General features: G+C 73.5%; 26 protein-coding genes. 13 read left to right on the forward strand and 13 right to left on the reverse strand.

Going from position 1 to position 25,432, the window contains the following annotated elements; all coding sequences use genetic code 11:
- Positions 1–47: 47 nt before the first annotated feature.
- The 8 genes from AB0953_RS12565 to AB0953_RS12600 all read right to left on the reverse strand — a co-directional run bounded on the left by AB0953_RS12565 (position 48) and on the right by AB0953_RS12600 (position 7,400).
- Entirely contained in the window at positions 48–1,718 is a 1,671-nt protein-coding gene (locus tag AB0953_RS12565) for an alpha/beta hydrolase (RefSeq protein ID WP_366859408.1), read from the reverse strand.
- Positions 1,719–1,912: 194 nt separating this feature from the next.
- Positions 1,913–2,641, reverse strand: coding sequence for an urease accessory protein UreD (locus AB0953_RS12570; protein ID WP_366859501.1), 729 nt, complete (start codon positions 2,639–2,641; stop codon positions 1,913–1,915).
- Positions 2,642–2,799: 158 nt separating this feature from the next.
- Complete coding sequence (gene ureG / locus AB0953_RS12575; RefSeq protein ID WP_366859409.1) at positions 2,800–3,495, reverse strand: urease accessory protein UreG; 696 nt, start codon at positions 3,493–3,495, stop codon at positions 2,800–2,802.
- Between the two features lie 112 nt (positions 3,496–3,607).
- A complete protein-coding gene (locus AB0953_RS12580; RefSeq protein ID WP_366859410.1) occupies positions 3,608–4,282 on the reverse strand; it encodes an urease accessory UreF family protein in 675 nt (224 codons plus the stop codon).
- Positions 4,282–6,003, reverse strand: a complete 1,722-nt coding sequence (locus tag AB0953_RS12585; RefSeq protein WP_366859411.1) for an urease subunit alpha — start codon at positions 6,001–6,003, stop codon at positions 4,282–4,284. The genes AB0953_RS12580 and AB0953_RS12585 overlap by 1 nt, the downstream gene beginning before the upstream one ends.
- A complete protein-coding gene (locus tag AB0953_RS12590; RefSeq protein WP_366859412.1) occupies positions 5,996–6,307 on the reverse strand; it encodes an urease subunit beta in 312 nt (103 codons plus the stop codon). The genes AB0953_RS12585 and AB0953_RS12590 overlap by 8 nt, the downstream gene beginning before the upstream one ends.
- 15 nt (positions 6,308–6,322) lie before the next feature.
- A complete protein-coding gene (locus AB0953_RS12595; protein ID WP_366859413.1) occupies positions 6,323–6,625 on the reverse strand; it encodes an urease subunit gamma in 303 nt (100 codons plus the stop codon).
- A gap of 325 nt (positions 6,626–6,950) precedes the next feature.
- Positions 6,951–7,400, reverse strand: coding sequence for an ATP-binding protein (locus tag AB0953_RS12600; protein WP_366859414.1), 450 nt, complete (start codon positions 7,398–7,400; stop codon positions 6,951–6,953).
- Between the two features lie 196 nt (positions 7,401–7,596).
- Between AB0953_RS12600 and AB0953_RS12605 the strand changes: the two genes are divergently transcribed.
- Positions 7,597–8,532 carry a helix-turn-helix transcriptional regulator gene (locus tag AB0953_RS12605; protein WP_366859415.1) on the forward strand — a complete coding sequence of 312 codons (936 nt, stop codon included), beginning with the start codon at positions 7,597–7,599 and terminating at the stop codon, positions 8,530–8,532.
- The gene (locus tag AB0953_RS12610; RefSeq protein ID WP_366859416.1) at positions 8,496–8,723 is read left to right on the forward strand and encodes a DUF397 domain-containing protein; all 228 of its coding nucleotides are present in this window, start codon (positions 8,496–8,498) and stop codon (positions 8,721–8,723) included. The genes AB0953_RS12605 and AB0953_RS12610 overlap by 37 nt, the downstream gene beginning before the upstream one ends.
- A 39-nt stretch (positions 8,724–8,762) precedes the next feature.
- On the opposite strand, the gene AB0953_RS12615 is transcribed toward AB0953_RS12610, so the two are convergent.
- Entirely contained in the window at positions 8,763–9,938 is a 1,176-nt protein-coding gene (locus AB0953_RS12615; RefSeq protein WP_366859417.1) for an 8-amino-7-oxononanoate synthase, read from the reverse strand.
- Positions 9,939–10,092: 154 nt separating this feature from the next.
- On the opposite strand from AB0953_RS12615, the gene bioB reads away from it, so the two are divergent.
- The 8 genes from bioB to mug all read left to right on the forward strand — a co-directional run bounded on the left by bioB (position 10,093) and on the right by mug (position 19,071).
- Positions 10,093–11,310 (forward strand): biotin synthase BioB, encoded by a 1,218-nt coding sequence (gene bioB / locus AB0953_RS12620; RefSeq protein ID WP_366859418.1) that lies wholly within the window; start codon positions 10,093–10,095, stop codon positions 11,308–11,310.
- A 130-nt stretch (positions 11,311–11,440) separates the two neighbouring features.
- The gene (locus tag AB0953_RS12625; RefSeq protein WP_366859502.1) at positions 11,441–12,673 is read left to right on the forward strand and encodes an adenosylmethionine--8-amino-7-oxononanoate transaminase; all 1,233 of its coding nucleotides are present in this window, start codon (positions 11,441–11,443) and stop codon (positions 12,671–12,673) included.
- 1 nt (position 12,674) lies between these two features.
- Entirely contained in the window at positions 12,675–13,394 is a 720-nt protein-coding gene (gene bioD / locus AB0953_RS12630; RefSeq protein WP_366859419.1) for a dethiobiotin synthase, read from the forward strand.
- Positions 13,395–13,737: 343 nt separating this feature from the next.
- Positions 13,738–15,078: a hemolysin family protein gene (locus tag AB0953_RS12635; protein WP_366859420.1), complete on the forward strand. Its 1,341-nt coding sequence runs from the start codon at positions 13,738–13,740 to the stop codon at positions 15,076–15,078.
- A complete protein-coding gene (locus AB0953_RS12640; protein ID WP_366859421.1) occupies positions 15,075–16,100 on the forward strand; it encodes a hemolysin family protein in 1,026 nt (341 codons plus the stop codon). Before AB0953_RS12635 ends, AB0953_RS12640 begins: the two co-directional genes overlap by 4 nt.
- A gap of 120 nt (positions 16,101–16,220) precedes the next feature.
- Positions 16,221–17,012, forward strand: a complete 792-nt coding sequence (locus AB0953_RS12645; protein ID WP_366859422.1) for an SGNH/GDSL hydrolase family protein — start codon at positions 16,221–16,223, stop codon at positions 17,010–17,012.
- A gap of 71 nt (positions 17,013–17,083) precedes the next feature.
- The gene (gene purB, locus AB0953_RS12650) at positions 17,084–18,517 is read left to right on the forward strand and encodes an adenylosuccinate lyase (protein WP_366859423.1); all 1,434 of its coding nucleotides are present in this window, start codon (positions 17,084–17,086) and stop codon (positions 18,515–18,517) included.
- A complete protein-coding gene (mug, locus tag AB0953_RS12655; protein ID WP_366859503.1) occupies positions 18,514–19,071 on the forward strand; it encodes a G/U mismatch-specific DNA glycosylase in 558 nt (185 codons plus the stop codon). Before purB ends, mug begins: the two co-directional genes overlap by 4 nt.
- Here the strand turns inward: mug and AB0953_RS12660 are convergent.
- The 3 genes from AB0953_RS12660 to AB0953_RS12670 are packed head-to-tail and all read right to left on the reverse strand — an operon-like array spanning position 19,068 to position 21,239.
- Positions 19,068–19,502, reverse strand: coding sequence for a hypothetical protein (locus AB0953_RS12660; RefSeq protein WP_366859424.1), 435 nt, complete (start codon positions 19,500–19,502; stop codon positions 19,068–19,070). The two genes, mug and AB0953_RS12660, sit on opposite strands and share 4 nt — an antisense overlap.
- Before the next feature lie 49 nt (positions 19,503–19,551).
- A complete protein-coding gene (locus tag AB0953_RS12665) occupies positions 19,552–20,304 on the reverse strand; it encodes an ABC transporter permease (protein WP_366859425.1) in 753 nt (250 codons plus the stop codon).
- Positions 20,305–20,327: 23 nt separating this feature from the next.
- Positions 20,328–21,239, reverse strand: a complete 912-nt coding sequence (locus AB0953_RS12670; RefSeq protein ID WP_366859426.1) for an ATP-binding cassette domain-containing protein — start codon at positions 21,237–21,239, stop codon at positions 20,328–20,330.
- Positions 21,240–21,346: 107 nt separating this feature from the next.
- On the opposite strand from AB0953_RS12670, the gene AB0953_RS12675 reads away from it, so the two are divergent.
- From AB0953_RS12675 to AB0953_RS12685, 3 genes are all read left to right on the forward strand, one after another.
- Positions 21,347–22,510 (forward strand): histidine kinase, encoded by a 1,164-nt coding sequence (locus AB0953_RS12675; RefSeq protein WP_366859427.1) that lies wholly within the window; start codon positions 21,347–21,349, stop codon positions 22,508–22,510.
- A 9-nt stretch (positions 22,511–22,519) separates the two neighbouring features.
- Entirely contained in the window at positions 22,520–23,170 is a 651-nt protein-coding gene (locus AB0953_RS12680; RefSeq protein ID WP_366859428.1) for a response regulator transcription factor, read from the forward strand.
- Between the two features lie 128 nt (positions 23,171–23,298).
- Positions 23,299–24,456: an ROK family transcriptional regulator gene (locus AB0953_RS12685; protein ID WP_366859429.1), complete on the forward strand. Its 1,158-nt coding sequence runs from the start codon at positions 23,299–23,301 to the stop codon at positions 24,454–24,456.
- A 116-nt stretch (positions 24,457–24,572) separates the two neighbouring features.
- On the opposite strand, the gene AB0953_RS12690 is transcribed toward AB0953_RS12685, so the two are convergent.
- Positions 24,573–25,346: a GntR family transcriptional regulator gene (locus tag AB0953_RS12690; RefSeq protein ID WP_366859430.1), complete on the reverse strand. Its 774-nt coding sequence runs from the start codon at positions 25,344–25,346 to the stop codon at positions 24,573–24,575.
- Positions 25,347–25,432: the final 86 nt, after the last annotated feature.

A 25,432-nucleotide genomic window follows, 5' to 3' on the forward strand; every position in this document is an offset into this window, starting at 1 on the left:
GCCTTCTCCCGTGCGGGGGCCTGCGGCCCGCTGCCCGTGGTGCGGGGTCAGCGGACGGCCGGCAGCTCCTCCTGCGCGGGCAGGGCCGACGCCGGGGCGTCGGCGAGCGCCTTCGCAGCGGCCGGGGCCGGGGCGACCGGGGCGGCGTGCGGACCGCACACCACGTCCTTGGCGTCGACCTTGCCGTGGAGCAGGTAGTCGTCCACGCGGGTGTTGATGCAGGGGTTCACCAGGCTGGTGACGCCGTGCGAACCGGCGTTCTGCTCGGTGATCAGGCGCGAGCCGGCGAGGCGGCGGTGCAGCTCGACACCACCCTTGTAGGGGGTGGCCGCGTCACGCTCGGACTGGACGATCAGCACCGGCGGCAGGCCGTACTTGGCACCGACGGCGATCGGCTTGCTCTGCTTGGACTTCCAGGTCGCGCAAGGCAGGTTCATCCAGGCGTTCGACCAGGTCAGGAACGGGTACTTCTCGTGCAGCGCCGAGTTGTCCCGGTCCCACTTCGTCCAGCTGGTGGGCCACTTGGCGTCGGCGCACTCGACCGCGGTGTAGACCGCGTTGCTGTTCTCCGAGGCGATGTTGCCCTTGATGTCGGACATGTCCGGGGCGATCGCGTCGACCAGCGGCTTCTCGTCACCGGCGGCCCAGGCGCTGAACGCCTGCGCGACCGGGACCCACGAGGAGTCGTAGTACGGGGCGCCCTGGAAGAAGTTGATCAGCTCGGCCGGGCCGGCGACGCCGCCGAGCGGCTTGGCCTTGGCCTGGGCGCGCAGCTGCTGCCACTTCGCCTCGACCTTGGCGCGGGTGTCGCCGAGGTGGAAGGTCGCGTCGTTCTTGGCGACCCAGTCCTGCCAGTCGTTCCAGCGCATCTGGAAGGCGACGTCCTGCTCGAGGTTCGCCTGGTACCAGATGTTGTCCTGCTCCGGGTTGACCACGCTGTCGACGATCATGCGGCGCACGTGGGTCGGGAACAGGGTCGCGTAGACCCCGCCGAGGTAGGTGCCGTAGGAGACGCCGAGGTAGTTCAGCTTCTTCTCGCCGAGGGCGGCGCGGATGACGTCCAGGTCACGCGCGATGTTCGGCGTGGTCATGTACGGGAGCATCTCGCCGCTGCGCTCCTTGCAGCCGTCCGCGTACTCCGCGGCGAGCTTGCGCTGGGCGCTCTTGTCGGCCTCGGTGTCCGGGACCGGGTCCGCCTTCGGGGCCTTGACGAACGCCTGCGGGTCGATGCAGGAGATCGGCGCCGAGTGGCCGACGCCGCGGGGGTCGAAGCCCACGAAGTCGTACGCCTTCGCGGTGTTCACCCACAGCGGGGACTTGGTGGTGGACCGGCGCGGGAAGCGCATGCCCGAACCGCCGGGGCCGCCGGGGTTGTACAGGAGCGCGCCCTGGCGCTCCTCCTTGGTGCCGGTGCTGACGGCGCGGTCGACGGCGATGTCGATCGTCTTGCCGAACGGCTTGGCGTAGTCGAGCGGGACCTTGACCCAGCCGCACTGGATCGGGGCGGCGAAGCCCCAGTCGGCAGGACAGTCCTTCCACTCGATGCCGGTCCGGGCGGCGCGGGCGGCGGCGAGCTGCACGCCGAGCGCCTCCGGAACCGAGCTGGTGCCGGACGTCGACGCGGACGCCGCCGCGGCCGGCGGTGCCAGCAGCAGACCCGCCGCCAGCGCTCCGGTGATCAGAGTGGCAGCGCTCCCCAGCGCTGCTTTGCTTATCACGTGGTTGTTCCCCCTGCATCAGGCCCGGCCGGACAGGGCCGGGTTGGGTCGGGTTGGTCGTGCGAATGCAAGGGGGATCCTTCCGCCTGACCTACACCTGACAACAGACCAAGGTCGTGTTCTTTGCCAACCCGATAACCGGAGAGGCGTGTACCGCTGAGCGGTGTCTGATTCGCCCCAGGTTCGCCCAGCAGCTACCAGCCGTACGTGCGACACGCCGCATCCAGGAGACGGCGCAGGCGCAGCGCGTCCGGCGCAAGTGCCGTGACGAGGACGGCGGGACCGGCCAGCGGGGTGGCCGCGGCGAACTCCCCCAGCACGGCCGGGGCGGGCGGGGCCGCGGCGAACCCCGGGTGGACGAGCAGGAGCTGACCGACCGCCCGGTGCCCGGCGAGGCCCGCCGGGCCGTCCCAGCCGCCGGGTGCGCCCGGACCGCAGGCGAGCTCCTGGTCCAGCAGCGGACGGCCGTCCAGCGTGACGGCGAGCCGGCTGCGCAGCAGGCCCGGCTCCTCGCCGGCCCGGCCCAGCACCTGCTCCTCGCGCAACAGCAGCCGGGCCCCGGAGGCGAGTTCGGCCCGGGTGTGCACGCGCAGGTCGCTGCCGCGGACGGAGACCAGCGGCTCCGGCAGCCACCGCACCGCCGCGCCCTCGGCCACGGTCAGGCGCACGTCGTAGCGCGCGGGGGCGCCGCCGCGGCCGGGCAGCGCCAGGGTGGCCGCCGCCGACGCCAGGGCGAGCCGGGCCCCGGGCCCCGCGGCGGCCTCCACCGTGAGGTGGTCCCCGCCGAGCGGGGCGCTCATCGCGCCGACCAGCATGACGCCGGCCTCGGCTCCGGTGCCCCGGGTGCGGCGCAGCGCGAGCGGCCCTTCGCCGGCGAGCAGCGGCAGGGCGGTCCCGCCCCGCCCGTCGGCGACGGCCCCGATCCGGGCGGTGGCCCTGACCCCGGCCGCGGCCGGGGCGGGGGCCTGAGCCGGAGCCCGTGCCGGTGCCGGTACCGGAGGGGCGGGTGCAGCGGCGGCGGGCGGGGCGGTGGCGGGCGGGGCGGAGGCAGGCGGGGCGGCGGGTGCGGAGGGTGCGGCGCTCACCGTGCGGTCCAGGCGGCGAGCCGCTCGCGCACCCACGCGGCCACCGGGGCGACGCCCTGCTCGCCGCGCAGGGACTGGAAGGTGACGGGCAGTGCGCCGCGCTGTGCGGCGGCGTCGCGGGCCATCCGGTCCAGGTCGGAGCCGACGTGCGGGGCGAGGTCGGTCTTGTTGACGACGAGCAGGTCGGCGGTGGTGACGCCGGGGCCGCCCTTGCGCGGGATGTCGTCGCCGCCGGCCACGTCGATCACGAAGATCTGGGCGTCGACGAGGCCGCGGGAGAAGGTGGCGGTGAGGTTGTCGCCGCCGGACTCGACCAGGATCAGGTCGAGCGGGGCGGTCTGCCGGTGCGCCTCCTCCAGCTCCTCCACCGCCTCCAGGTTGGCGGAGATGTCGTCGCGGATCGCGGTGTGCGGGCAGGCCCCGGTCTCCACGGCGGTGATCCGCTCGGGCGGCAGCACGGCCTCGCGGAGCAGGAACTCGGCGTCCTCCCGGGTGTAGATGTCGTTGGTGACGACGGCCATGGACAGTTCGGCGCGCAGGGCGCGGCAGAGGGCGGCGACGGTGGCGGTCTTGCCGGAGCCGACGGGTCCGCCCAGGCCGATGCGCAGGGCGCGGCGCGAGCCGTCGGCGCGGACGGGCGCCGCGCTGTGGGTGTGGCGCTCGGGGTAGGTGGTGGCGTGGTCGAGGTGCATGGGGTGCTCCAGGGTCGGTGGGGCCGGGGCCCGCCGGGGGGCCGGCGGTGCGGCAACGGCGGGCGCGGGGCCGGGGCGGGGAAGGCGCGGGGGCTGGGCGGAGACGGAGCCGTCAGGAAGCGAACAGCCGTACCGGCCAGTCGGCATGGATCTCCGCTGCGATCTCCAGCAGCGGCGAGGAGGCCGCGGGCAGGGCTTCGGGGCCTTCCACCCGCGCCCGCTGCGCGGACTGCACGGCCCGCCCGGCCACCGCGTCGAGCTCGTCGGCCAGGCGGGCCAGGACCCCGCTCGCCTCGAAGGGGTCCAGGCCGAGCAGCCGCACGGTGGCGGTCGCGGGCCCGCTGACGCTCTCGTACGCCGCCACGTGCGCGGCGTCGAGCGGCCCGAGCCCGGCGGCCCGGGCGGCGAGGCCGAGGACGACGGGCTGGTGCGCCCCGCGCGGGAACGCGGCGGCCAGGGCTTCGAGTTCGGCGCCGGGCCAAGTGGCCCGGGCGGCGCGCAGCAGCTGCCGGCCGAGCCGCCGGGCTGCGGTGCGCAGGGCGGCCGAGGGGGTGCGGGCGTCGGCGGCGGCGTCGAGGACGGCCGGGTCGAGCCCGAGGGCGGCGGCCGCGGCGAGGGCGGCGGCGGTGAGCCCGGCCGTGTGCAGACGGCCGCGGCAGAATTCCTCCAGGGAGGCGGCGTCGTGGATGCGGCCCGCCTTGCAGGCGGCCTCCGCCCCGCCGGAGTGGGCGTGGCCCCCGGCGGGGAAGCGGCCGTCCGCGAGGACGAGCAGTGCGGCGCGGCCCATCAGAAGAGGAAGTATCTCTGCGCCATGGGCAGTTCCGCGGCCGGGGCGGGCTCCACCGCTTCGCCGTCGATGGTGACGGTGAAGGTGTCGGCGTCGACCTCGACCCGCGGCATGGCGTCGTTGTTGCGCATGTCCGCCTTGCCGACCTTGCGGGTGCTCTCGATGGCGGTGAACTGCTTGCCGAGCCCGAGCCGTTCGGGCAGGCCGTCGTCGAGGGCCGCCTGCGCGGTGAAGTTCACCGAGTTCAGGGCGGGGGCCCTGCCGTGGGCGCCGTACATGGGGCGGGGCAGCACCGGCTGCGGGGTGGGGATGGAGGCGTTGCCGTCGCCCATCTGCGCGTACGCGATCTGGCCGCCCTTGATGACGGCCTCGGGCCTGACCCCGAAGAAGGCCGGGTTCCACAGCACGAGGTCGGCGAGCTTGCCGGTCTCGACCGAGCCGATCTCACGGGCGAGCCCCTGGGCCACGGCGGGGTTGATCGTGTACTTGGCGACGTAGCGGCGGGCGCGGTGGTTGTCGGCGGGCCCGTCGCCGGGCAGGAAGCCGCGGCGCCGCTTCATCACGTGGGCGGTCTGCCAGGTGCGCAGGACGACCTCCCCGACGCGGCCCATGGCCTGGGAGTCGGAGGAGATGATCGAGATGGCCCCGATGTCGTGCAGGACGTCCTCGGCGGCGATGGTGGAGGGCCGGATCCGGGACTCGGCGAAGGCGAGGTCCTCGGGGACGGCCGGGTTGAGGTGGTGGCAGACCATCAGCATGTCGAGGTGCTCCTCGATCGTGTTGACGGTGTGCGGCCGGGTCGGGTTGGTCGAGCTGGGCAGGACGTTGGGCTCGGAGACCACGGTGATGATGTCGGGCGCGTGCCCGCCGCCGGCCCCCTCGGTGTGGTACGAGTGGATCGTCCGCCCGGCGATGGCGGCGAGGGTGTCGCCGACGAAACCGGCCTCGTTGAGGGTGTCGGTGTGGATCGCGACCTGCGCCCCGGTCTCCTCGCACACGCTCAGGCAGGCGTCGATGACGGCCGGGGTGGCCCCCCAGTCCTCGTGGATCTTGAATCCGAGGGCGCCGCCGCGCAGCTGGGAGTGCATGCCCTCGCGGGACATGGTGTTGCCCTTGCCGAGAAGGCCGATGTTGACGGGGTAGGCCTCCAGGGCGGCGAACATGCGGGCCAGGTGCCAGGGGCCGGGGGTGACGGTGGTGGCCTTGGTGCCCTCCGCCGGTCCGGTGCCGCCGCCGACGAGGGTGGTGATGCCGGAGGCGAGGGCCTCGTCGATGACCGTGGGGGAGATGAAGTGCACGTGGGCGTCGATGGCGCCCGCGGTGACGATCTTTCCGTTGCCCGCGATGATCTCGGTCTCGGGGCCGATGACGAGGGCGGGGTCGACGCCGTCCATGGTGTCGGGGTTGCCGGCCTTGCCGATGCCGCAGATCCGGCCGTCGCGGATGCCGAGGTCCGCCTTGACGATGCCCCAGTGGTCGAGGACCACCACTCCGGTGATCACCGTGTCGGGGGCGCCTTCGGCGCGGGTGGTGCGGGCCTGGCCCATGGACTCCCGGATGACCTTGCCGCCGCCGAACACGGCTTCGTCTCCGGAGCGTCCGGGTCCGCCGCTGAGGTCCTGCTCGATCTCGATGAAGAGGTCGGTGTCGGCCAGCCGGATCCGGTCACCGGCCGTCGGTCCGAAGAGGTCGGCGTACGCGCCGCGTTCGAGCTCAGCCATCGAGGGGCCCTCCGGTCTCGCCGCGCAGGCCGGGTACGGTGCGCAGGCCGCCGAGCGGTACGAGCTCCACCTCGACCGGGATGCCCGGCTCGAAGCGGACGGCGGTGCCGGCGGCGATGTGGAGCCGGAGCCCGCGGGCGGCGGCGCGGTCGAAGTCGAGACCGGGGTTGGCCTCGGCGAAGTGGTAGTGCGAGCCGACCTGGACGGGCCGGTCGGCGGCGTTGAGCACGGTGAGACGGGTGACGGGGCGGCCCTCGTTGAGGCGCACCTGTCCGTCCCCGTGGACGATCTCGCCGGGGATCATGCGGCTGCTCCCCCCTCAGACGATCGGGTCGTGGACGGTGACGAGCTTGGTGCCGTCGGGGAAGGTCGCCTCGACCTGGACGTCGTGGATCATCTCGGGGATCCCCTCCATGACCTCGGCGCGGCCGAGCACGGTGCGGCCGGAGGCCATGAGCTCGGCCACCGTCCGCCCGTCGCGGGCGCCTTCGAGGATGTGCGCGGTGATCAGGGCCACCGCTTCGGGGTGGTTGAGGAGGACCCCGCGCGCCCTGCGCCTCTCGGCCACGTCGGCGGCCACGTGGATGAGCAGTCTCTCCTGCTCGTGCGGTGTCAGTTGCACTCGTATCACCAAGCTTCCAGGACAAGATCAACATCGCGCCGGACCGACCCTAAGGGCTTTCAACACTCTGTTGACCTGCGCATATCCGAGCCAAGCGTGTCTTGCCCAACGCTGAAAAAGGCTTTCCGTCCCGAGCACCGCCGCTTTACCGGCGCATGGGCGAGCGTTGACGGACGGCCGAAGGCACCACGCTAGGGGCCGCGTTTTTCCGTCGCGTTAACCCACGTTTCGGGCAAACGCGCGGTTCGGCCCGTCGGCCGACTTCAGCGGGTTTCCGTACACGAAGGCCCGGATACGGGCGCCAGCGCCGTCGGCCGGCCCGCGGTCAGCAGCTGCTGCCGCTCGTGGCGGTGGCCGCGACCGGCCACGGCACGGCGATCCACACGGTCTTGCCGCCCTCTTCGGTGGGGCTGACCGAGAGCCGGCCGCCCGCCTCGGCGGTGAGCCAGCGGATGATGACCAGGCCGCGGCCGTTGTCCTGCTGCACGGCGGCCGGGAGCCGCCTGGGCCGGCGCGGGTGGCTGTCGGTGACCCCGACGCGCAGCCACTCCCCGCGCTCCAGCCGCACGTCGACGGTGAAGGTCGGAGACTGCCCGAAGGTGTGCTGCACGGCGTTGGTGGCCAGCTCGGAGACGATCAGTCTGACGCTGTCCGCGGTGTCGGCCCCGTCCGGCAGGCCCCATTCGGCGAGGACGTCGGCGACGAAGCGGCGGGCGGCGGCGACCGAGGCGGGATCGCTCGGCAGAGTGACGGATGCTTCCTGGTGGTCTGCCATGGCGACGGTCCCTTTCCCACCGGGGCGCAACCGCCCCGGATCTGCGCTGGACGCCAGAGTGCCACCATCGTCCCGCGGGTGCCGCCGTTCCCCCAAGATACGCATATATCTGTCGCTCGATGCGGTGAACTCTGCTACGGAAGAGCGTATTTGGACGGCAAACTGGTGCGATCTGTGCCGGTGGAAGGAGGCGGGTATGCAGCACGGTCCCGCGGTGCGCCGGCGCAAGCTCGGCGAGGAACTGCGCGCCCTGCGCGACCGTACCGGACTCACCAGTGGTGAGGCAGCCCGGATCGTCGGCTGGCACCAGTCGAAAATCAGCCGCATCGAAACGGGCCGCAGTGGCGTCAAACCGGAGGACATCCGGCTGCTGCTCGACGCCTACGGCTCGGTGGTCCGCCCGGAGCAGCGGGCGCTGTTGGAGGCCCTGGCGGTCTCCGCGGCGGGCCCCGGGGCGGGCGGTGACGCCGGGCGGGGCCGTCAGTGGTGGCACGACTACCGGGGTCTGCTGCCGCAGGAGTACCGGGACTTCATCAGCCTGGAGGCGGGCGCCCGCTCAGCCCGCACGGTGGAACTCTCGGTGGTTCCGGGCCTGTTGCAGACACCGGAGTACGCGCGTGCGGTGACGCGGGCCGCGCTGGGCGGGCTGCCGGAGCCGAAGGTGGACGCGCTGGTCGACGTACGGCTGGCGCGGCAGTCGGTTCTGCGGGCCGATCCCCCGCTCCAGTTGAGCGCCGTACTGGACGAGGCGGTGCTGCGGCGGCAGATCGGGGGCCCGGAGGTGATGGCGGCGCAGCTGCGCCATCTGGTGGAGGTGGCACGGCTGCCCCAAGTGAGGCTACAGGTGCTGCCGTTCAGCGTGGGGGGTCATCTCGGCCTGACCGGACCGTTCGTCATTTTCTCATTTCCGAACATTGCCGATCTGGATGTGGTGGTACTCGACCATTTGACGAGTAGCCTCTATCTGGAGCGGAAGGAAGACCTCGAGGCGTACAGCGCCGCATTCCGCACCATCCAGGCGCACGCCCTCCCGCCCCAGGACTCGTCGGATCTCATCGGCTCACTGGCCGGCGACGCGCATAAGGAGGCACCCCCGTGTCCGCAACCCCCCTCTCCACCAGCGGACTTCTGATCGGCGCGACCCGGTGGCGGCGCAGCAGCCGCAGTACCGGAATGAACAACTGCGTGGAAACGGCCGTGCTCGACGGCGGCGGCCTGCTGGCCGTCCGCGACTCCAAGCGGACGGACGGCCCGGCCGTGCTCTTCACCGGGCCGGCCTGGGACGGCTTCCTCGCCTCGTTACGGGCCGACGTGCCGGCATGACCTGCTGACGCACGGACGCCCGACGCCCGGACGCCGCCCTCAGGGCGCGTCCGCGGCTCCGGCCGGGGCGGTCCGCAGGACCGTCTCGACGGCCCGGTCGATCTCGTCCCCCGTGAGATCGGCCCGAGCGGTCAGCCGCAGCCGGGAGACGCCGTCCGGCACGGACGGCGGACGGAAGCACCCCACGGACAGCCCGGCCTCGCGGCAGTCGGCGGCCCAGCGCAGTGCCGCCGCGGCCGAGGGGGCCCGTACCGACACCACGGCCGCGTCCGGCCTGGCCGCGGTCAGGCCGGACGCGGTGAGCCGCCCGTACAGCCGGCCGGCCACCTCGCGGGCCCGCCCGGCACGCTCCGGTTCGCGCTGCAGCAGCCTCAGGCTCGCCAGCGCCGCACCCGCGGCGGCGGGTGCCAGGCCGGTGTCGAAGATGAAGGTCCGGGCCGTGTTGACCAGGTGCCGGATCACCTTGGCCGGGCCGAGGACGGCCCCGCCCTGACTGCCCAGGGACTTCGACAGGGTCAGCGTGGCGACCACCCCGGGCGCCCCGGCGAGCCCGACGGCGTGCAGTGCTCCGCGGCCGCCCTCGCCCAGCACCCCGAGCCCGTGGGCGTCGTCCACGACCAGGGCCGCGCCCTCCTCGCGGCAGGCCGCCGCGTACGCGGTGAGCGGGGCCGCGTCCCCGTCCACGGAGAACACCGAGTCGCTGACCAGCAGCGCCCGGCCCTCGTGGGTGGCGAGGGTCTTGCGCGCGGCCTCGGGATCCGAGTGGGGGATCACCGCGGTCCCGGCGCGCGAGAGCCGGCAGCCGTCGACGATCGAGGCGTGGTTGCCGGCGTCGGAGACGACGAGGGTGCCCCGGTCGCTGAGGGCGGTGACGGCCGCGAGGTTGGCCGCGTACCCGGAGGACAGCACGAGCGCCGCCTCGAACCCGCAGAACTGCGCGAGCTCCCGCTCGAGCTCTCCGTGAAGCTCGGTCGTGCCGGTGACCAGGCGCGATCCAGTGGCCCCCGCTCCCCACCGCTCGGCCGCAGCGCAGGCTCCGCGCACGGTCTCGGGGTGCCGCGACAGGCCCAGGTAGTCGTTGCTCGCGAGATCCAGCAGCGGCGAGTCGGCCGGGCGGGGGCGCAGCGTCCGGACGAGTCCGGCCTGTTCACGGGCCTGCTCCGCCCCGTCGATCCAGGCGAACACGTCTTCGGGCTCGGGGCGGGGCTGGGGCATCGGGTCTCCGCGTTTTGTCGGCTGTCCACAGGCGATGCCCGACCCTAACGGCCGGGACTCGAGTGCCAGGTGTGGTGATACACACACTCCGTTCCGGCCATGTTGTGCGATCTCTCCTTGGCCGGGAGTGGTCGTGTGGTCCAGGATCGGCGTCATGGACCTGCTGAACACCCTGGTGGACAAGGGGCTGCGGCGCGAGCTGCCGACCCGCGAAGAGGCGCTCGCCGTACTGGCGACCTCTGACGACGAACTGCTCGACGTGGTGGCCGCGGCCGGCAAGGTGCGCCGCCAGTGGTTCGGGCGTCGGGTCAAGCTGAACTACCTGGTCAACCTGAAGTCCGGGCTCTGCCCGGAGGACTGCTCGTACTGCTCCCAGCGCCTGGGCTCGAAGGCGGACATCCTCAAGTACACCTGGCTCAAGCCGGAGGAGGCCTCCGCGGCCGCCGCGGCCGGTGTCGCGGGCGGCGCCAAGCGCGTGTGCCTGGTGGCGAGCGGGCGCGGCCCGACGGACCGGGACGTGGAGCGCGTCGGCAGGACGATCGAGGCGATCAAGGAGCAGAACGAGGACATCGAGGTCTGCGCCTGCCTCGGCCTGCTCACCGACGGCCAGGCGGAGCGGCTGAAGGACGCGGGCGCCGACGCCTACAACCACAACCTGAACACGTCCGAGGCGACGTACGGTCAGATCACCAAGACCCACACCTACGCGGACCGCGTCGACACGGTGCAGAAGGCGCACGCCGCCGGCCTGTCGGCCTGCTCCGGTCTGATCGCGGGCATGGGCGAGAGCGACGAGGACCTGGTCGACGTGGTCTTCTCGCTGCGCGAGCTGGACCCCGACTCGGTGCCGGTCAACTTCCTGATCCCGTTCGAGGGCACGCCGCTGGCCAAGGAGTGGAACCTCACCCCGCAGCGCTGCCTGCGCATCCTCGCCATGGTCCGGTTCGTCTGCCCCGACATCGAGGTCCGCCTCGCGGGCGGCCGCGAGGTGCACCTGCGCAGCATGCAGCCGCTGGCCCTGCAGGTGGTGAACTCGATCTTCCTCGGCGACTACCTCACCAGCGAGGGCCAGGCCGGCCAGGCCGACCTGGACATGATCGCCGACGCCGGCTTCGAGGTGGAGGGCGCCGGTACGTCGTCCCTGCCCGCCCACCGTGCCGACGCCCGCGCGGCCGCTGCCGCTGCCGCCGGCGCGTCGCAGGGGCCGTGCGGCTCCGCGGCGGCCGAGGCGGGCTGCGGCTCGGCCTGCGGCGGCTGCTCGGGTCACGCGCACGAGGCCGTGCCCGCGCAGGCGGAGCCCGGCGAGGTGCGCCCGGACCTGGTCGCGGTGCGCCGGCGCGGCGCGGGGACGGACCTCGCCCCCAATGCCTGATCCGCAGCAGGTCCGGTCCGGGCAGGAGGGCGTGTCCGGACGGGACGGCGTGTCCGGGCGGGACGGCGCGCTGTCGGCCGCCGACCTGCTCGCCCTGGACCGGCAGCACGTCTGGCACCCGTACGGGCCCATGCCGGGCCGGCAGGAGCCGCTGGTCGTCTCCTCCGCCTCGGGGGTCCGGCTGCGGCTCGCCGAGCCCGCGCACGGGCAGGACGAGCTGGTCGACGGCATGTCGTCGTGGTGGTCGGCCATCCACGGCTACAACCACCCCGTGCTGAACGAGGCCGCGGCCGGCCAGCTCGGCCGGATGTCGCACGTGATGTTCGGCGGGCTCACCCACGAGCCCGCCGTCCGGCTGGCCGCGAAGCTCGTCGAGATCACCCCGGCCGGCCTGGAGCACGTCTTCCTCGCCGACTCCGGCTCCGTGGCGGTCGAGGTCGCGGCGAAGATGTGCCTCCAGTACTGGCGCTCGATCGGGCGGCGCGGCAAGACCCGCCTGATGACATGGCGCGGCGGCTACCACGGGGACACCTGGACGCCGATGGCCGTCTGCGACCCCGAGGGCGGCATGCACGAGCTCTGGTCGGGCGTGCTGCCGCGCCAGGTGTTCGCCGACGTGCCGCCGGGCGGGTTCTCCTCCCCGGTGGACCCGGCGTACGTGGAGCACCTGCGCTCCCTGCTGGCCGAGCACGCCGACGAGCTCGCCGCGGTGATCGTGGAGCCGGTGGTCCAGGGCGCGGGCGGCATGCGCTTCCACAACCCGGGCTACCTGCGGGTGCTGCGCGAGCTGTGCGACGAGTACGACGTCCTGCTGGTCCTGGACGAGATCGCGACGGGCTTCGGCCGCACCGGCGCCCTGTTCGCCGCCGACCACGCGGGGATCACCCCGGACGTGATGTGCCTGGGCAAGTCGCTGACCGGCGGATACCTGACGCTGGCCGCGACCCTGTGCACGGAGCGGGTGGCGGCGGGCATCTCGCAGGGCGAGGTGCCGGTGCTGGCGCACGGGCCGACGTTCATGGGCAACCCGCTCGCCACGGCCGTGGCGCTGGCCTCGGTGGAGCTGCTGCTCGGCCAGGACTGGCAGCGCGAGGTCAAGCGGATCGAGGCCGGTCTGCTGGAGGGGCTGGCACCGGCCCGCGAGCTCCCCGGGGTCCGGGACGTGCGCGTGCTCGGCGCCATCGGGGTGGTGCAGCTGACGCACGAGGTGGACATGGCGGCCGCCACGCGGGCCGCGGTCCGGGAGGGCGTGTGGCTGCGTCCGTTCCGCGACCTGGTCTACACGATGCCGCCGTTCGTCACGGGCGACGCCGACGTGGCCCGGATCTGCCGCGCGGTGTGCGCGGCCGCGAAGGAGGGCTGAGATGGGCGTCCTCGTCGTGTCCGGCACGGGCACGGAGATCGGCAAGACCGTGGTCACCTCCGCGATCGCTGCGGCCGCGGCGGCCGAAGGCCGTGCGGTGGCGGTGCTCAAGCCCGCCCAGACCGGCCTGGAGCCGGGTGTGCCGGGCGACGCCGCGGAGGCGGCCCGGCTGGCGGGCCCCTCGGTCACGCCCGTGGAGCTGGCCCGCTACCCGGAACCGCTGGCCCCGGACACCGCGGCCCGGCGGGCGGGGCTGGCGACCGTGTCGCCGGAGGCGGTCGCGGAGGCCGCCGAGAAGCTCGCCGCCTCGCACGACCTGGTCCTGGTGGAGGGGGCGGGCGGGCTGCTGGTCCGCTTCGACGAGGCGGGCCGCACCCTGGCCGACGCGGCGCGCCTGCTGGACGCCCCGGTCCTGGTCGTCGCCCCGGCCGCCCTCGGCACCCTCAACGCCACGACCCTGACGGCCGAGGCGCTGCGGGCCCGCGGGCTGACCGCGCGCGGGGTGGTCATCGGCAGCTGGCCCGCCGATCCCGACCTGGCCTGCCGCTGCAACCTCGCGGACCTGCCGGAATCGTCCGGGCTGCCGCTGCTGGGCGCCGTGCCGGAGGGCGCGGGGGCGCTGTCGCCCGAGTCCTTCCGGGCCGCGGCCCCGAGCTGGCTCGCCCCGGCCCTGTCGGGGACCTGGTCGGCCGAGTCCTTCCTGGCCGCCTGGCCGGCCTGACCGGCAGCCGGCCGTCGCTCGCACGTCGGAGCGCCCCGTCATCGGACGGGGCGCTCCGGCATCCGTTCACCCGTTCAGCGGCTTGACCCGGCGATCACGGTCCCCACCTCGGATCCCCACACCCGCGCCCCGCTCCACCCGAAGGACGAAGCCCGTGCTTTGCCTGTCCTTTACCATGGGGTGCAACGGTTCCTGCTGTCGAAGACTCCAAGGAAAGGTGTGAGCTTCCGCCCATGGGCGAGCCCCCCAGTACCCGACATCGCCGTATCCGACACCGCCGCTGCGGTCGACACCGCGCGTCGGCCCTCCTCCTGGCTGATCATGGGAGCGAGGTGACGGACCGATGACCGAAGTGCTCCTGCTCGTCGTGGCGCTGCTGCTCTGCCTTGCCTGCGGAGCGTTCGTCGCGGCCGAGTTCTCGCTGACCACCGTCGAGCGCGGTGAGCTCGAACGGGCCGCCGAGCGCGGCGAGCGCGGCGCCGAGAGCGCGCTGTCCGCCGTCCGCAGCCTGACCTTCCAGCTGTCCGGCGCCCAGCTCGGCATCACCGTGACCGGCCTGATCATCGGCATGATCGCCAAGCCCTCGATCGCCACCCTGCTCCAGGGCCCGTTCGAGGCCGTCGGGCTGTCGGCCGGGGCCGCCTCCTCGACCGCCCTGATCCTCGCGACCGTGCTGTCCACGGTCGTCCTGATGGTCATCGGCGAGCTGGTGCCGAAGAACTGGGCCATCTCCTCCCCGCTGGCCGTGGCCAAGCGCGTCGCGACCATGCTGCGGGTCTTCAGCCGGGCCTTCAGGCCGTTCATCAGCCATCTGAACACCACCGCGAACCACGCGGTCCGGCGTTTCGGCCTGGAGCCGGCCGAGGAGCTTGCCTCCGCGCGGAGCCCGCAGGAACTGGTGGCCCTGGCCCGGCACTCGGCCAAGGCCGGCGCACTGGAGAAGGACACCGCCGAGCTGTTCGTGCGGACCTTGAACCTGGCCGACCTGACCGCCGAGAACGTCATGACACCGCGCGTCCAGGTGACGGCGCTCGACGTGCAGACCACCGCCGAGGACGTGGCCAACGCCACGCTCGCCACCGGCCTGTCCCGCTTCCCGGTCTACCGGGGCAGCCTCGACACCGTCGTGGGCACCGTCCACATCAAGGACGTCCTCGCCCTGCCGGCCGAGCGGCGCCTGTACCACCCCGTCTCCCAGCTGCTGCGCGCCCCGCTCTTCGTACCGGAGTCCCTGACCGTGGACCGGCTCCTGGACCGGCTCTCCGGCAAGCAGACGATGGCCGTCGTCATCGACGAGTACGGCGGCACCGCCGGCGTGGCCACCCTGGAGGACATCGTCGAGGAGGTCGTCGGCGAGGTGCGCGACGAGCACGACCCGCACGAGGCCCCCGACCTGGCCCCGGCCGGAACGGATGCCTCCGGGCGCCTCCTGTACTCCGCCGACGGCGCCGCCCGCACCGACCGGCTCCGGCAGATCGGCCTGCACGCGCCGGAGGGCCCGTACGAGACCCTCGCCGGGCTCATAGCCACCGGGCTGGGCCGGATCCCCGCCGTCGGCGACAGCCTGGAGCTGGCGGGCTGGCGGATCGAGGTCGTGGACGCCCGCGGCCGCCGGGCCGCCCGGGTGCTGCTGCACGCACCCGCCTCGTCCGCACAGGACACGGACCGGGAGGGCGAGCGATGACCGTGCTGCAGCTGCTGATCGGCCTGGCGACCCTGGTCGTCAACGCCTTCTTCGTCGGCGCCGAGTTCGCGCTGATCTCGGTCCGGCGCAGCCAGATCGAGCCGTACGCCGAGCAGGGCGACCGGCGCGCACGCGCGGTGCTGTGGGGCCTGGAGCACGTGTCGGCGCTGATGGCGGCGGCCCAGTTGGGCATCACCCTGTGCACCCTGGTGCTGGGCGTGGTGGCCGAGCCGGCCATCGCGCACCTGCTGGCGCCGCTGTTCGAACTGGTCGGGGTGGCCTCCGGCGTGACCCATGCGGTCTCCTTCGTGATCGCCCTGGCCCTGGCCACGTACCTGCACATGCTCTTCGGCGAGATGCTCCCGAAGAACGTGGCCCTGGCCGAGCCGGTGCGCACGGCCCTGCTGCTGGGGCCGCCGCTGGTGGCGCTCACCCGGGCGCTGAAGCCGGTGATCTTCGCGATCAACGCCTTCGCCAACCTGCTGCTGCGGCTGCTGCGGGTGGAGGCGAAGAGCGAGGTCTCCGCGACGTTCTCCGACGACGAGCTCGCGCGGATCGTGAAGGACTCCAGCGAGGCGGGGCTCATCGACGACCGGGCGAGCGAGCGCCTGCACGACGCCCTGGAGCTGGGGCGCCGCCCCGTCCGGGACGTGGTGCTGCCCTCGGACCGCGTCGTCGCGGCCCGGCTGGGCATCACTCCGGCGGGCCTGGAGCGGCTCTCCGCCGAGTCGGGGTACTCCCGCTTCCCGGTGACCGAGGGGCAGGCCCGGATCCTCGGGTACCTGCACGTCAAGGACGCCCTGGACGCGAACGGCGCGGAGCGCGACGCCCCCTTCCCGGTCTCCGCGCTGCGCCCGATCGCCCAGGTGCGCATGGAGACGCCGCTGGACGACGTGCTCACCGCGATGCGGCGCAGCCGCACGCACCTGGCCGCCGTCCTCGGGCCGGACGGGGCGATGACCGGCCTGGTGACGATGGAGGACGTGCTGCGGGAGCTGTTCGGCCGGCCCGCCTCCGCCTAGCCCGCCGCCCGGGCGCGGCCGGGACCCGGGCTGCCGTGCTGCCGTGCTGCCGGGCTGCCGGGCTGCCGGGCCCAACCCGGCCCGGCAGCAAGGCGTACCGCGCGGTAGCATCGCTCCGCCATGGGGATCAATGCGTCTTACACCAGCTTTGTCGCAGTCGGCGACTCCTTCACCGAGGGCATGTCCGACCTGCTGCCGGACGGCTCCTACCGGGGCTGGGCCGACCTGCTCGCCGCCCGGCTGGCCGCGCGCGAGCCGGGCTTCCGCTACGCCAACCTGGCGGTCCGCGGCAAGCTGATCGGCCAGATCGCCGAGGAGCAGGTCCCCGCCGCGGCGGCGATGGGAGCCGACGTGGTGACCCTGGTCGGCGGGCTGAACGATGCGCTGCGGCCCAAGGTCGACATGGGCCGGGTCCGCGGACACCTGGAGGAGGCCGTGGGCCTGCTCGCCCCGTCGTGCAAGACGCTGGTGCTCATGCGCTCCCCGGGGCGCAACGGCCCGGTGATGGAGCGCTTCCGGCCCCGGATGGAGGAGCTCTTCGGCATCGTCGAGGAGCTCGCCGCCCGGCACGGCGCCCTGGTCGTGGACCTCTACGGCGCCGAGGTCCTCGGCGACCAGCGGATGTGGGACGTGGACCGGCTGCACCTGACGGCCGAGGGCCACCGGCGGGTGGCGGAGGCGGTCTGGCAGACTCTCGGACTGCCGGCCGAGGACGACTGGCGCGCCGGCCTCCCGCCGACCGTGCGGCCGGGCTGGGCGGTGCGCCGCTCGCAGGACATCGGCTTCGCCCGCGAGCACCTGCTGCCCTGGATCGGCCGCCGGCTGACGGGCCGCTCCTCCGGGGACGGCCGACCCGCCAAGCGCCCGGAGCTGGCGCCGTACCAGGCCGCCTCGGGCGAGCTGTCCTCGTAGCAAAGCACAATCCGAGGCGGCGGTCCGACCTGCGTAAACGCACAGCTGCGGCCCAAGTAGAATCCCTACACGTGACAGCCAAGCCCCGCATCCCCAATGTCCTGGCCGGCCGCTACGCCTCCCCGGAGCTCGCCGTCCTGTGGTCCCCCGAGTACAAGGTGACGCTGGAGCGGCGGCTGTGGCTCGCCGTGCTGCGCGCCCAGAAGGACCTCGGCATCGACGTCCCGGACGCCGCCCTCGCCGACTACGAGCGCGTACTGGAAACCGTCGACCTCGCCTCGATCGCCGAACGCGAGAAGGTCACCCGGCACGACGTGAAGGCCCGCATCGAGGAGTTCAACGCCCTCGCCGGCCACGAGCACGTCCACAAGGGCATGACCTCCCGCGACCTGACCGAGAACGTCGAGCAGCTCCAGATCCGGCTCTCCCTCGAGCTGGCCCGGGACCGCACGGTCGCCGTCCTCGCCCGCCTCGGCAAGCTGGCCGGCGAGCACGCCGAGCTGGTCATGGCCGGCCGCTCCCACAACGTGGCCGCGCAGGCGACGACGCTGGGCAAGCGGTTCGCCACCGCGGCCGACGAGCTCCTGGTCGCCTTCGACCGCCTGCAGGACCTGATCGGCCGCTACCCCCTGCGCGGGATCAAGGGCCCGGTCGGCACCGCCCAGGACATGCTCGACCTGCTCGGCGGCGACGCCGCCAAGCTCGCCGACCTGGAGCAGCGCATCGCCGCCCACCTCGGCTTCGCCCAGGCCTTCACCTCCGTCGGCCAGGTCTACCCCCGCTCGCTCGACTACGACGTGGTCACCGCGCTGGTCCAGCTGGCCGCCGCCCCGTCCTCGATCGCCAAGACGATCCGCCTGATGGCCGGGCACGAGCTGGTCACGGAGGGCTTCAAGCCCGGCCAGGTCGGCTCGTCCGCGATGCCGCACAAGATGAACACCCGCTCCTGCGAGCGCGTGAACGGCCTGATGGTCATCCTGCGCGGCTACGCCTCGATGACCGGCGAGCTCGCCGGCGACCAGTGGAACGAGGGCGACGTCTCCTGCTCCGTGGTCCGCCGCGTGGCCCTGCCCGACGCGTTCTTCGCCTTCGACGGCCTGCTGGAGACCTTCCTGACCGTCCTGGACGAGTTCGGCGCCTTCCCGGCCGTCGTGGCCCGCGAGCTGGACCGCTACCTGCCGTTCCTCGCGACCACCAAGGTCCTGATGGGCGCGGTCCGCGCCGGCGTCGGCCGCGAGGCCGCCCACGAGGTCATCAAGGAGCACGCGGTCGCCTCCGCCCTCGCCATGCGCGAACAGGGCGCCGAGCGCAACGAGCTGCTGGCCAAGCTGGCCGCGGACGAGCGGATGCCGCTGGACCGGGCCCAGCTCGACGCCCTGATGGCCGACAAGCTGTCCTTCACGGGCGCCGCCGGCGACCAGGTCTCGGCGGTGGTCTCCCGCATCGAGGCCATCGCGAAGCAGTACCCGGAGGCCGCCGGATACGCACCGGGGTCGATCCTCTGACCCCCGAAGAGCTCGAAGCCGCCCGCGACCGCCTCGTCCCCGACGTGGTCGCGGGCGGTCTGCGTGTGCTGTTCTGCGGAATCAACCCCGGTCTCCTCTCCGCCGCCACGGGCCACCACTTCGCCCGCCCCGGCAACCGCTTCTGGCCCGTCCTGCACCTGTCCGGCTTCACCCCGCGCCGCCTGGCCCCCGGGGAGCAGCAGGAGCTGCTCCTCTACGGCCTGGGCATCACCAACGTCGCCGCCCGCGCCACGGCCCGCGCCGACGAACTCAGCCGCGAGGAACTGATCGAGGGCGGCCGCATCCTGGAGGCAAAGGTGGAGGCGCTGCGCCCCCGCTGGCTGGCCGTCGCGGGAGTCACCGCCTACCGCACGGCCTTCGGCGAACGCCACGCCAGGATCGGTCCCCAGGACCGGACGATCGGCTCGACCCGGATCTGGGCCCTGCCCAACCCCAGCGGGCTCAACGCCCACTGGACCCTCCAGACCATGGCCGAGGAGTTCGCCCGCCTCCGCGCGGCCGCCGACGCGGACGCACCCGAAACCGACCTCTAGGGCGGGTCGACCACCGTGACCGCGGCCATCAGCTGCGGCGAGTGGTCGGCCCCCCAGTGGGCGGTGTAGAGGGCGATCCACCGGTCCCCCGCCCGCCACAGGTGCAGGTGGTCGCTGGTGTCACCGATCTCCCGCCACGGCTGCGGCACCTCCTCTCCCCCGTCCCGCAGCCGCAGACTGCCGAGGCTGAAGGTGTCGGCCTTTCCCCAGCGCTCCTCCAGCCGGTGGGTCAGGGCTTCGTACTCGGCGGACACCTGGTCCTCGTGCGCCGCCCGGTCGGCCGCGTCCTCGTCGCCGTACCACCGGCTGCCCCCGAGCTCGGCGAGGTGGTACCCCGGTCCGCTCGTTCCCACATCCGACCGGCCGCGCTCGTCGGGGAACTCCCTGGCCCGCAGCCGGTCGATCGTCTCGAGATGCTGTGCCGTGGTCATGCCGTCAGTATTCCGCCGGGCACTGACAACTGGCCCTCCGTCATGCGTGTCAGGCGTCGCGCCGACGCACCGCCACCCAGCCGCCGATCAGTGCGGCCAGCGTCCACAGGGCCGTCACTCCCAGCCCGGTCCACGGACCCAGCTCGCCCCGGGGCTCGACGCGCATCACCATCTGACCCGCACGGTCCGGCAGGTACTGCGCGGCCCCGCCCGCGACGTCGCCGACGACGAAGGAGACGACCAGGATGAACGGTATGAGCAGGCTGAGCGTCGCGGTCCCGCTGCGGAACACGGCCGTGAGGCCGGCGGCGAAGAGGGACATCAGGCACAGGTAGAGCCCGCAGCCGACGACGGCACGGAGTGCGCCCTCGTCTCCCAGGCCGATGGCGTACGGCCCCATGAAGGCCTGGCCGCCGAAGAAGGTCGCGAAGGCCGTCGCCTCGCCGACGAGGAGGGCGAGCCCGCCCACCGCGAGCAGCTTCGTGAGGTAGAAGCGGGTGCGGTGGGGCACCGACGTCAGCGTGATCCGCAGGGCGTTGTCGTGGAACTCGCTCGAGAAGGCGTTTGCGCCGAAGGCGATGGCCGCCGTCTGTCCGAACATGAGGCCGTAGAAGGCGGCGAACACCGGATCGGAACCCATGCTGCCTTCCTCGGCGGTCCCGATGGCGGCGGCGGTGAGCATCTGGATGCCGGTGACGGCCGCGAAGGTCGCCACGAGCGAACCGAGGGTGCCGCGCAGCGAACGTATCTTGATCCATTCCGCGTGCAGGGCGGCTCGGGTGGGCAGGGCGGTGGCGGACATGGCGCGCATTCCTCCGGTCGTGGTCAGCGGGTGGCGACGAACTCGCCGTGTTCGGCGGTGAGGTCGAGGTAGGCCTGCTCCAGGGAGGCCTTCTCGTCGGAGAGTTCGAGCATCGGGATGCCTTCGCGGGCGGCGAGGGTGCCGAGCCGTTCGGCCCGGATCCCCTCGACGGTCCAGCGACCGCCGGCGGCCTCGGCCAACTGGAGGCCGTCCCGGGCGAGGGCGGCGCGCAGGCGTATCGGGTCGGAGGTGCGCAGCCGCACCCGGGGGGTGCTCCGCGCGGCGATGAAGTCCTCCATCGAGGTGTCGGCGAGGAGCTTGCCCCGCCCCAGGACGACCAGGTGGTCGACGAAGGAGGCGGTCTCGGACATCAGGTGGCTGGACACGAGGACCGTCCGCCCTTCGCGGGCGAGGCGGCGCATCAGCTCGCGGATCCAGATGATCCCCTCCGCGTCCAGGCCGTTGGTGGGCTCGTCCAGCAGCAGTACCCCGGGGTCGCCGAGCAGTGCGGCGGCTATCCCCAGGCGCTGCCGCATCCCGAGGGAGTAGGTCTTGATCCGCCGCTTCGCGGCGGCCGCGATGCCCGCCTGCTCCAGGACCTCGTCCACCCGGCGCGCGGGAATGCTGTTGCCCACGGCCAGGGCGAGCAGGTGGTCCCGGCCGGTGCGGCCGCCGTGTGCGGCCTGGGCGTCCAGCAGGGCGCCGACGTGGAGCAGCGGCTGCTGGAGGTCGGTGAAGCTGCGGCCGCCGATGGTGGCGGTCCCGGAGGTGGCCCGGTCCAGCCCGAGCAGCACCCGCAAAGTGGTCGACTTGCCGGCGCCGTTGGGGCCCAGGAAGCCGGTGACCCGTCCGGGCAGGACGTCGAAGCTGAGGTGGTCAACGGCCTTGGTCCTGCCGTACACCTTGACGAGTTGGCGGATCTCGATGCGGTTCATGGCTCAAGATTCGCCCCCGGCTCCGCTCTCCTCCTCCCCCGTGCGGGGGGATCGTCTCCCCCGCACGGGGGAGACGGCCGGGGGCGTGCCGCTGTCACGATGAGGGCATGCACCGATTGATCACTGCGCCGTTCCGGCCGCTGACGTACACGCGTTGGCTGCACCTGTGCGTGCCCATGCTGCTTGTCGCGGTGTGGATGTTCATAGAGGACGAGGTGCCGTGGGCCCCTGCCCTGATCATCGCTCCGTTCGGCCTCGTCCCCTGGATGCGGACGGCGGAAGGGCTCCAGGCGCAGTTCCTGCTCACTCCGTACGACCGCGGGGCCGAGGAGAGCGCCATATCCGCGAGGGCCTCCAAGCGCTGGTCGGATCGCTGGCGGACCGTGCTGTGGCTGGAGATACGGCTGGGGGTGGCCTTCGCGGCCATGTTCGCCACGGTCTGGCTGCCGGCGTTCAGCGTCGAGCTGCTCACCACCGCGTTGGGCTATCCGATACACGGGGACGTGATGCTGCCGGTCGTGCCGCCGCCGTGGCTGGCCGCCGTGCTCACTCCGCTGCCGCTGCTCGTGACCGTGTTCCTGATGGGCGAGCTGATAACGGCCATAGCCATCCGGCTGTTGGGGCCTTCTTCCGTCGAGCGGCTGTCCGTACTGGAGGAGCGGACGGAGCGGCTGCTGGAGCGCACCCGCATCGCGCGCGAGCTGCACGACACGATCGGGCACGCCCTGACGGTGGCCGTGGTGCAGGCGGGGGCGGCGCGGGCGGCCGGGGATCCTGCCTTCACCGAACGGGCGTTGAGCGCGATCGAGGAGACCGGCCGGACGGCTCTGGAGGACCTGGACCGGGTCCTGTCGGTCCTGCGGGATTCGGGTCCGCGTCCCTCCCAGCGGCCGACGCTCGCGGACGCGGACCGGCTGCTGGACTCCACACGGGCCTCGGGGGCGCAGGTGCACGCCCGGCTGAGCGGCCCGCTGGACACCTTGCCGGGGCCCGTCACCCGGGAGGCGTACAGGATCCTGCAGGAGGCGCTCACGAACGTGTTGCGGCACTGCGGGCCGGTCCCGGTCGACGTGAGCGTGGCGATGACCGACAGGCAGCTGGCATTGGAGGTGTCGAACCCGCTGCCCGAAGGCCAGGGGTCCCCCGGCGGCGGAAGCGGCAGCGGGCTGCGCGGGATACAGGAGAGGGCCGCGCTGCTCGGCGGGTCGGCCGACTCAGGTCCGCACCGGGGGAGATGGAGGGTGCGCGCCCGGCTTCCGCTCAGCACATAAGCTGAACGGATGCCGGTGACCGTACTGCTCGTCGACGACGAGCCCCTGGTGCGCGCGGGTCTGCGCGCCGTGCTCGATGCCCAGCCCGACATCGAGGTGGTCGGCGAGGCCGCCGACGGTGCGGCCGTGATCCCGCTGGTCCGCCGACTGCGGCCGGACGTGGTGGCCATGGACGTGCGGATGCCGCTGCTGGACGGGATCGAGGCGACCAAGGCGGTGCTGAAGAGCATCGACGAACCGCCGAAGATCCTCGTGGTCACGACCTTCGAGAACGACGAGTACGTGTACCGGGCGCTGCGGGCGGGGGCGGACGGGTTCCTGCTGAAGCGGGCCCGGCCGTCGGAGATCGTGCACGCGGTGCGGCTGGTCGCGGAGGGCGAGACGCTGCTCTTCCCGACGGCGGTGCGGTCGCTGGCCGCGGAGTACGGCAGCAGTGGGGCGCGGGCGCGGTTGGAGCGGGCCGCGCTGACCGAGCGGGAGGAGGCGGTGTTGCGGCTGATGGCGCGGGGGCTGACCAACGCGGAGATCGCGGCGGAGATGTTCGTGGGGACGGAGACCGTGAAGTCCCATGTGAGTGCGGTGCTGTCGAAGCTGGGCGCGCGGGACCGGACCCAGGCCGTGATCGCGGCGTACGAGTCGGGCTTCGTCGTCCCGACCTGATCGCCCCCGCCCGGCGCCTCGGTCCGGTCCGAGCGCTCCGGCCCGGTGGGGCGGGGGCCGCTTCTCGCCGCCGCCGCGGGAGCGCAGTACGATCCGGCAGAAAGGCTCGCCAGCTGGGAGGACAGACGTTGGGGCAGCTGACCGGCGGAGATCCCTCTCTGCTCCGGCGGATCAATTCGGCCGTGGTGCTCCGGGCACTGCGCGCCTCCCGGTCGCCGACCCTCACCGACCTGACCCGGGTGACCGGGCTGTCCCGTCCGACCGTCGAGGGCGTCGTCGAGGGACTCATCGGCACGGGGCTCGTCGTCGAGGCCGATGCCGAGGAAGGTGCCCGCCGCCAGGGGCGGCCGGCCCGGCGCTACCGCTTCCGGGCGGAGGCGGGGCACCTGCTCGGGATCGAGATCGGCTCGCACCGGATCGCGGTGCTGCTCTCCGGGCTGGACGGCCGGGTGATCGGCGCCGGGACCAAGGACGTGGCCGAGACCGCCTCCGCCGACGAGCGGCTGGAGCGGGTCCGGGCGGCCGTGGCCGATCTGCTGCGCCGCGCCGGGATCCCGCGGGACTCGCTGAGGGCCGTCGGCGTCGGCAGCCCCGGCATCGTGGAGGCGGACGGCACCGTCCGCCTGGGCACGGCCCTGCCCGGCTGGACCGGCCTGCCGCTCGGCGACCGGCTGCGCCGGTCCTTCCGCTGCCCGGTCCAGGTGGAGAACGACGCCAACGCGGCGGCGCTCGCCGAGCACTGGAAGGGGGCCGCGCAGGACACCGACGACATGGTGTTCGTGATGGCGGGCCTGAGCCCGGGCGCCGGTTCGCTGATCGGGGGCCGGCTGCACCGCGGGTTCGGCGGGGCGGCGGGCGAGATCGGCGCGCTGCACCTGCTGGGGCGCGAGGTCACGCCGGAGAAGCTGCTGTCGACGACCGGCGAGCCGCTGCACCCGTTGGACGAGCAGGCCGTCGCCGAGGTCTTCGCCAAGGCCTCACGGGGCGACGAGCGGGCCGTGGCGGCGGTGGACCGCTTCATCCAGCGGCTCGTGCACGACGTGGCGGCCCTGGTGCTGGCGATGGATCCGGAGCTGGTCGTGGTCGGCGGCTGGGCGGCCGGCCTGGACGGCGTCCTGGACCCGCTGCGCCGGGAGCTCGAGCGCTACTGCCTGCGGCCGCCCCGGGTGGCGCAGTCCCTCCTGGGGGAGGCCGCGGTGGCCACCGGGGCGCTCCGGCTGGCCCTCGACCAGGTCGAGGAGGAGCTGTTCGCCGTGGAGCGCACGGTCACCTCCCGGCGCCGCTGACCTGCGCCCCGGTCCCGCAAGCCATACGGCCCCCGCCCCGGCCACCAGCCGGCCCGAGGGCCGTGGCAGCCCGGCCCGGGCCGTCGCGGGGGCCGGGGGCGCGGTGCGCGCCGGCGTCAGGAGGCGACGCGGGCGTCGTGGGCGATCGCGACGTCGCCGGAGTCGCCGAAGGTGAGGCGGCAGGTGTCGGCGCGGTACGTCGCGACCGAGACGGCGGCCGTGCCGGCCGCGGTGAAGTACCGGGTGGTGACCACCAGGACCGGGGCGCCGGGCAGGCGGTCCAGCTCCTTGGCGTCGTCGGCGCGGGCCGAGCCCAGCTCGACGGAGCGGTCCTGGCCGTCCAGGTCGAGGCGCTGGAGCTCGCGCAGCACGGCCCGGGCGCGCCCGGGGCCGGCCGGGGCGTCGATGGCGGAAAGGGCCGGCAGGGCAAGGCCCGGCACCGAGGCGGCCGGCACGTACAGCAGCTCGGCGGCGACCGCCTGGCCCTGTGTGCTCCTGGTCCGGCGCACGGTGTGCACGGGCCGGCCGGCGGGGGTGCCGAGGAGCTTCAGTACGGCAGCGGGCGGCACGGTCTCGGCGGCGTCCACGGCCTCCCAGCCGTCGGCGCTCTCGCCGGGCCAGCTGTGCCGCGTACTGCCGACGGCGACGCCGACCCGCGGCGGGGCGACGGTGGTGCCGACGCCGCGGCGGCGCTGGAGGCGGCCTTCGAGCTCCAGCTGCTCCAGGGCCTGGCGCAGGGTCGCGCGGGCGACCCCGAAACGGGCGGCGAGCTCACGCTCGTTCGGCAGGACCTCGCCGACGGCGAAGTCCGAGTCGAGCGCTTCGCTGAGGACGGTCTTGAGGTGCCAGTACTTCGGCTCCGGCACCGTTTCCAGCTGCGTGGTCCCCACCCTGAATCCTCCTGCCATCGCTGCAATCGCCGTGTTCCAGCGGCAGTTCCGCGCCCTTGTTTATTAAAGGTTCTTGCACTATCCCT

It is taken from the genome of Streptomyces sp. NPDC046866, assembly GCF_040704625.1.
Lineage (GTDB): Bacteria > Actinomycetota > Actinomycetes > Streptomycetales > Streptomycetaceae > Streptomyces.

Excerpts from the sequence above, each read along its gene's own strand:
- ureG (WP_366859409.1), bottom strand. The coding sequence starts at position 3,495 with ATGCACCTCGACCACGCCACCACCTACCCCGAGCGCCACACCCACAGC.
- AB0953_RS12580 (WP_366859410.1), bottom strand. The coding sequence starts at position 4,282 with ATGGGCCGCGCCGCACTGCTCGTCCTCGCGGACGGCCGCTTCCCCGCC.
- AB0953_RS12585 (WP_366859411.1), bottom strand. The coding sequence starts at position 6,003 with ATGGCTGAGCTCGAACGCGGCGCGTACGCCGACCTCTTCGGACCGACG.
- AB0953_RS12590 (WP_366859412.1), bottom strand. The coding sequence starts at position 6,307 with ATGATCCCCGGCGAGATCGTCCACGGGGACGGACAGGTGCGCCTCAAC.
- AB0953_RS12600 (WP_366859414.1), bottom strand. The coding sequence starts at position 7,400 with ATGGCAGACCACCAGGAAGCATCCGTCACTCTGCCGAGCGATCCCGCC.
- AB0953_RS12605 (WP_366859415.1), top strand. The coding sequence starts at position 7,597 with ATGCAGCACGGTCCCGCGGTGCGCCGGCGCAAGCTCGGCGAGGAACTG.
- AB0953_RS12615 (WP_366859417.1), bottom strand. The coding sequence starts at position 9,938 with ATGCCCCAGCCCCGCCCCGAGCCCGAAGACGTGTTCGCCTGGATCGAC.
- bioB (WP_366859418.1), top strand. The coding sequence starts at position 10,093 with ATGGACCTGCTGAACACCCTGGTGGACAAGGGGCTGCGGCGCGAGCTG.
- AB0953_RS12625 (WP_366859502.1), top strand. The coding sequence starts at position 11,441 with ATGCCGGGCCGGCAGGAGCCGCTGGTCGTCTCCTCCGCCTCGGGGGTC.
- bioD (WP_366859419.1), top strand. The coding sequence starts at position 12,675 with ATGGGCGTCCTCGTCGTGTCCGGCACGGGCACGGAGATCGGCAAGACC.
- AB0953_RS12635 (WP_366859420.1), top strand. The coding sequence starts at position 13,738 with ATGACCGAAGTGCTCCTGCTCGTCGTGGCGCTGCTGCTCTGCCTTGCC.
- AB0953_RS12640 (WP_366859421.1), top strand. The coding sequence starts at position 15,075 with ATGACCGTGCTGCAGCTGCTGATCGGCCTGGCGACCCTGGTCGTCAAC.
- AB0953_RS12645 (WP_366859422.1), top strand. The coding sequence starts at position 16,221 with ATGGGGATCAATGCGTCTTACACCAGCTTTGTCGCAGTCGGCGACTCC.
- AB0953_RS12660 (WP_366859424.1), bottom strand. The coding sequence starts at position 19,502 with ATGACCACGGCACAGCATCTCGAGACGATCGACCGGCTGCGGGCCAGG.
- AB0953_RS12665 (WP_366859425.1), bottom strand. The coding sequence starts at position 20,304 with ATGTCCGCCACCGCCCTGCCCACCCGAGCCGCCCTGCACGCGGAATGG.
- AB0953_RS12670 (WP_366859426.1), bottom strand. The coding sequence starts at position 21,239 with ATGAACCGCATCGAGATCCGCCAACTCGTCAAGGTGTACGGCAGGACC.
- AB0953_RS12675 (WP_366859427.1), top strand. The coding sequence starts at position 21,347 with ATGCACCGATTGATCACTGCGCCGTTCCGGCCGCTGACGTACACGCGT.
- AB0953_RS12680 (WP_366859428.1), top strand. The coding sequence starts at position 22,520 with ATGCCGGTGACCGTACTGCTCGTCGACGACGAGCCCCTGGTGCGCGCG.